This window comes from Stenotrophomonas sp. P5_A8 (assembly GCF_056400545.1).
The window spans coordinates 1-5,067 of record NZ_JBFULB010000281.1 but is presented as its reverse complement, the minus strand read 5'-3'; the positions used below and the strand labels follow the sequence as shown (position 1 = coordinate 5,067).

6 protein-coding genes and 1 tRNA gene are annotated in these 5,067 nt (G+C 67.9%); 3 read left to right on the top strand and 4 right to left on the bottom strand.

Features of this window, described 5'->3' with window-relative positions; all coding sequences use genetic code 11:
• Positions 1-29: 29 nt before the first annotated feature.
• Positions 30-120: transfer RNA gene (locus tag AC1DQP_RS16280), tRNA-Ser, on the bottom strand.
• A 170-nt stretch (positions 121-290) separates the two neighbouring features.
• Here AC1DQP_RS16280 and AC1DQP_RS16275 point away from each other — a divergent pair.
• Positions 291-995 carry a PP2C family protein-serine/threonine phosphatase gene (locus tag AC1DQP_RS16275; RefSeq protein ID WP_256775650.1) on the top strand — a complete coding sequence of 235 codons (705 nt, stop codon included), beginning with the start codon at positions 291-293 and terminating at the stop codon, positions 993-995.
• Between the two features lie 201 nt (positions 996-1,196).
• Here the strand turns inward: AC1DQP_RS16275 and dnaQ are convergent, their stop codons facing one another.
• Genes dnaQ through AC1DQP_RS16260 form a run of 3 tightly spaced genes read right to left on the bottom strand, consistent with a single transcriptional unit; the run spans position 1,197 to position 3,035 of the window.
• Positions 1,197-1,922 (bottom strand): DNA polymerase III subunit epsilon, encoded by a 726-nt coding sequence (gene dnaQ / locus AC1DQP_RS16270; protein ID WP_457318082.1) that lies wholly within the window; start codon positions 1,920-1,922, stop codon positions 1,197-1,199.
• Positions 1,923-1,926: 4 nt separating this feature from the next.
• On the bottom strand, positions 1,927-2,379 hold the full coding sequence (gene rnhA / locus AC1DQP_RS16265) for a ribonuclease HI (protein ID WP_256775648.1): 453 nt from the start codon (positions 2,377-2,379) through the stop codon (positions 1,927-1,929).
• An 11-nt stretch (positions 2,380-2,390) separates the two neighbouring features.
• Complete coding sequence (locus AC1DQP_RS16260) at positions 2,391-3,035, bottom strand: methyltransferase domain-containing protein (protein WP_457318083.1); 645 nt, start codon at positions 3,033-3,035, stop codon at positions 2,391-2,393.
• 11 nt (positions 3,036-3,046) lie between these two features.
• On the opposite strand from AC1DQP_RS16260, the gene gloB reads away from it, so the two are divergent.
• The gene (gene gloB / locus AC1DQP_RS16255) at positions 3,047-3,814 is read left to right on the top strand and encodes a hydroxyacylglutathione hydrolase (protein ID WP_457318084.1); all 768 of its coding nucleotides are present in this window, start codon (positions 3,047-3,049) and stop codon (positions 3,812-3,814) included.
• Positions 3,811-5,043: a lytic transglycosylase domain-containing protein gene (locus tag AC1DQP_RS16250; protein WP_457318085.1), complete on the top strand. Its 1,233-nt coding sequence runs from the start codon at positions 3,811-3,813 to the stop codon at positions 5,041-5,043. Before gloB ends, AC1DQP_RS16250 begins: the two co-directional genes overlap by 4 nt.
• Positions 5,044-5,067: the final 24 nt, after the last annotated feature.

Here is a 5,067-nt window from a genome sequence, read left to right as displayed (position 1 = left end):
GCCCACCGGGCAGCCCTTTTCTTTTGATCTGGCGGAGAGGGGGGGATTCGAACCCCCGAGGCGCTATAAACGCCTGCCTGATTTCGAGTCAGGTACATTCAACCGCTCTGCCACCTCTCCAGATGGTCCCGGCGAACCGGGAGGCGAATGATACGGGCAGGACGCRTCGGCGACAAGTCATTCGTTTGCAACGGAAGTGAATTTCTTCTGTATGGATACCTTGCCGGATGTCCGGCGGGCCGCGATCATGCCGTTCTCCCCCGCAACGTCCCCTTGCCTGCAGCCACCCCATGATCGAATTCGGACACCTGACCCACCCTGGCCTGCGCCGTGACCTCAACGAGGACACCTACTACGGCGATGGCGAACTGGCGTTGTGGCTGGTGGCCGACGGCATGGGCGGACACGCCTGCGGCGAAGTGGCCAGCGCGCTGGCGCGCGAGACCATCGTGCGCGAGATCCGCCAGGGCGCGTCGCTGGCGCATGCGATCCGGGTCGCCGACGAGGAAATCATCCGCACCTCCCGGCGGCGCAATGACAGCCTGCCGATGGGCACCACCGTGGTCGCCGCGCGCGTTCAGGGCAACCGCTACGAAGTGGCCTGGGTCGGCGACAGCCGCGCCTACCTGTGGCGCGATGGCCAGCTGGCCCAGCTCAGCCAGGACCACAGCGTGGTCCAGGAACTGGTCGCCCAAGGCAACCTGACTGCCGAACAGGCGCGCGCGCACCCGCACCGCAACGTGGTGACCCAGGCGCTGGGCGTGACCGACCCGGCCCACCTCAACGTCGCCACCACCACAGGCGAACTGCGCCCGGGCATGCAGCTGCTGCTGTGCAGCGACGGGCTGACCGAGGAAGTGGAAGACAAGGGCATCGCCAGCACGCTGGCCTTTGACGACGCCAGCGCGCAGGAGTGCGTGGATACCCTGGTCGCCGCCGCGCTCGATGGCGGCGGTTCGGACAACATCACCGTGATCCTGGTGCGTTGCCACTGAGGGCTGACGGGTTGCGGGGCGGTGGACGGTTCGATACGCCGGTTGGATGAGCGTGGCCGAGCAGGCGGCGTAACCCCTTGAGGGTCGCCGAACGAAAGGCAGCCACGCATGGCGTGGCTCTACCCGTGAAGATCGACGCCCGTAGCGGCCCGTAGACCGACGCCTGGAGCGACCCGTACCGCCAGGTGAGTCGCGCCGCGGTCAGCCCGCTTCGGCCATCTCGCGCTCGCCGTCCCATATCGCATGGCCGGCCTTCTTGCGCAGCTTGGCCAGGCGCGCCTGGTGCGCTTCCAGCTCGGAGGCGGTTGCCACCACACGGGGGCGCGGCAGCAGACGCGAGGTGTCGAACGCCTGCGCGTGCGCGGTGCCGCCCTTGGCTTCGTCGGCCGAACCGAAGCCGATTTCTTCCTGGCCCGAGGTCAGTGCGATGTACACATCGCCCAGGATCTGGGCATCGAGCAGGCCGCCGTGCAACTGGCGATGCGCATTGTCCACGCCCAGCCGCCGGCACAGTGCGTCCAGCGAATTACGCTGGCCCGGGAAGCGCTCGCGCGCCATCTTCAGCGTATCGATCACCGTGCAGCGGTCGGTGATCTTGCCGTAGTGGTCGCCGAGCAGCGACAGCTCGTTGTCCAGGAAGCCGATGTCGAACGCGGCGTTGTGGATGATCAGTTCGGCGCCATCGATGAAGGCGAGGAACTCATCGGCGATCTGCGCGAAGTCGGGCTTGTCGGCCAGGAAGTCCAAGGTCAGCCCGGTGACTTCCTGCGCGCCCTGTTCGAACTCGCAGTCCGGCTTGATGTACTGGTGGTAGTTGTTGCCGCTGGGGCGACGTTCGAGCAGTTCCACACAGCCGATTTCGACGATGCGGTTGCCCTTTCGCCATTCCAGACCGGTGGTTTCGGTATCGAGGATGATCTGACGCATGGGCTCAGTGTACCGGGCCGGCGGCGCGGATCCGGATCGCGGCATCGCGCGCCAGCTGGTCCACCCGCTCGTTGTCCGGGTCACCGGAATGGCCCTTCACCCAACGCCAGTCGATGGTGTGCATGAGGGTGGCCGCGTGCAGGCGCTCCCACAGTTCGCGGTTCTTGACCGGAGCGCCACCGGCGGTCTTCCAGTTCTTGCGGATCCAGCCCGGCATCCACTCGGTCAGGCCCTGGCGCACGTACTGGGAATCGGTGAACAGCACGATGTTGCACGGCTCGCTCAGCGCCTCCAACCCGGAGATGGCGGCCATCAGCTCCATCCGGTTGTTGGTGGTGTGCGCTTCGCCGCCGCTCAGTTCACGCTCGTGCGCGTTGTAGCGCAGCAGTGCCGCCCAGCCGCCGGGGCCGGGATTGCCGAGGCAGGAACCGTCGGTGTGTATTTCTATGGTCTTCATTGCATTCCAGATCAGGTCGCCACGGTGCCGTGCCATTGGCGGACCGGCAGTGGCGTAGGTCCCGGCAAGGCCAGGGTGCGTTTCTCGGCGCTGAACAGGCACGCCGCGCGCAGCAGTGCGAGGCTGCGGTGGCCGGGTGCCCGGTCGTGCCACATCGGTCCCAGGTAGGTCACGTCCTGGCAGGCCAGCCCGCACCGCTCCAGGGTATGCCGGAGCCGCTGCGGGCTGCGCACTACCAGCCCGTGGTGGCGCCATTGGCGGCGATACGGGCTGAACGGGTTGAGAGTGGACAGCCAGAGCCGGCCGCCGGGCATCAGCACCCGTGCACATTCGTCGATCAGCTGTTCGGCGTCGCGGGCGGTGACGTGCTGGAGCACGATCGCGTTGACGCTCTCGCTCGGCAGCGGCAGGGGCAGACCGCAGTGGGCATCGCCGGCAAATCCGGCGCCGTCACGGTACAGGCGCAGCCCACGCCCGGGCAGGCTGGGCAGGGCCGCCCACGCGGCGGTCGGCGCCACCCACAGCCAGGGCGTCACCGGGTGCTCGGCGAGCAGGGGCATCAGGTGCTGCAACTCCAGCTGGCACAGCACTTGTGCCGGTTCAGTATCAAACCAGGATGCGACTGACGCTTGACGGGGGCTCGGCGTGGCGGGCATGGTCCAATTCTATGCGACTCACTGCCCTACCCGCATTTGCGGACAACTACATCTGGGCCCTGGTCGCCGACGACGGCCGCGCGGTCGTGGTCGACCCGGGCCAGGCATCGCCGGTTCTGGCTGCCGCAGCGCAGCAGGGATGGACGCCTGAGGCGATTCTTCTCACCCACCACCACGACGACCACATCGGCGGCGTGACCGAGCTGCAGGGCCGGTATCCGGGGCTTGCGGTATACGCGCCACACGATCCGCGCATGCCGATGGCGACGCATCGGGTAGGCGAAGGTGAACACGTTCAGGCATTGGGCCAGACGTTCCACGTAGTATCCGTGCCCGGTCACACCCGGTCGCATGTCGCGTTTCACACCGCTGAACATCTTTTCAGTGGGGACGCGCTGTTCAGCCTGGGCTGTGGTCGCATGTTCGAAGGTACGCCGTCCCAGCTGCAGGCATCCCTGCACAAGCTGGCGTCCCTGCCCCCGCACCTGCTGTTGTGTTGCGGGCACGAATACACCGTGTCAAATGCCGTCTTCGCGCGGCACGTCGACCCCACCAACGCTGCGTTGCTGCAGCGCCATGAGGAGGCCCTGGCCATGCGCCGCGATGACCGCCCCACGCTGCCGGTAACACTGGCCAGCGAGCTGGAATGCAATCCGTTCCTGCGCACCCGTTTTCCCTCGATCCAGCAGGCCGTCAGTGCCCACCTGGGTCGCCCCGTCACCGATGAAGTCGATGTCGTCGTAGGTCTGCGCGGCTGGAAAGACGGATTCCGTACATGAGCCGGCGATTGTTGCCGCTCGCGCTCGGCCTGGGACTTGCCCTTGCCGGTGGCGCGAGCGCCCAGTCGTTGAGTGCGGGAATGTCGCAGAACGTGGCCGGGCTCTCGCAGCTGCCACTGGACCCCGCCGCCCTGCCGCCGGTTTCGGTGCGCAACGGGCAGGAGATCTTCGCCAGCTTCCGGGAAGGCTTGGCCGAACCCACCTGCAACGCCGAGGCCACCAGCCCGCGTTGGCAGAAACAGTTCGCCCACGCCCCGTCGCGGCTGGCCAACCAGGACGATGACGCCCTGGTGCTGTTCGGCTATGTGGTCGAAGAGCTGCGTCGCTCGAACCTGCCCACCGAGTTCGCGCTGATCCCGTTCGTGGAAAGCGGCTACCGGCCCAATGCCCGCAACGGCAGCGGCCCGGCCGGGCTGTGGCAGTTCATCGCCACCACCGCCAAGAACCACCGGGTCCAGATGACCGCCGGGTACGACGGCCGCCTGTCGGCGGTGGACTCCACCCAGGCCGCGGTGCGTTACCTCAAGACCCTGCATGGCATGTTCGGCGGCGACTGGCGCCTGGCCACGATGGCCTACAACGCCGGCGAGTACCGCGTCCTGCAGTCGTTGCGCAAGGCCGGCATGAACGCGCAGAACGCGCGGCCAGCCGAGCTGCCGGGGCTGTCGCCGATCACCTACGCCTACGTCGAGAAGCTGCACGCGCTGGCCTGCGTGCTGGAAACAGCTGAAACCAAGCCGGGCGTGATGGCCTCGCTGGACCGCACCGTGCCGGTGCTCAAGGGGCACACCCTGCCGGCCGGCACCAGCGTCCAACAGTGGGCCGCACAGCGCTCCCTGGACCCGGCGCGGATCGCGCGACTCAACCCGGCCCTGGCCAGCGGCAAGGGCCGTCCGAGCGGCCAGGTCACCTTGCTGGCCCCGGCCAGCCACGCGCCGGTGGACGCCAGCGCAGCGGTAATGGCGACAGTCGCCGCCGCCGACAGCCCCACCCCCGTCGATACGACAGCGCCGTCGGCCAAGGCCGAGGCACCGGCACCGCGCGTGGCGCGGACCGTGGCCAGCAGCGCCGATCGCCCGCGTAGCCGCCGCCATACCGTCCGCGACGGCGAGTCGCCGTGGACGATCGCCCGTCGCTATGGCATGCCGCTGAAGGCCCTGTTGTCACTCAATGGGCTCAACGGCAGCAGCGTGCTGAAGCCCGGCGCGGTGTTGCGCGTGGAGGATTGACGGGGTCGCCCGGCGATCCAGAGC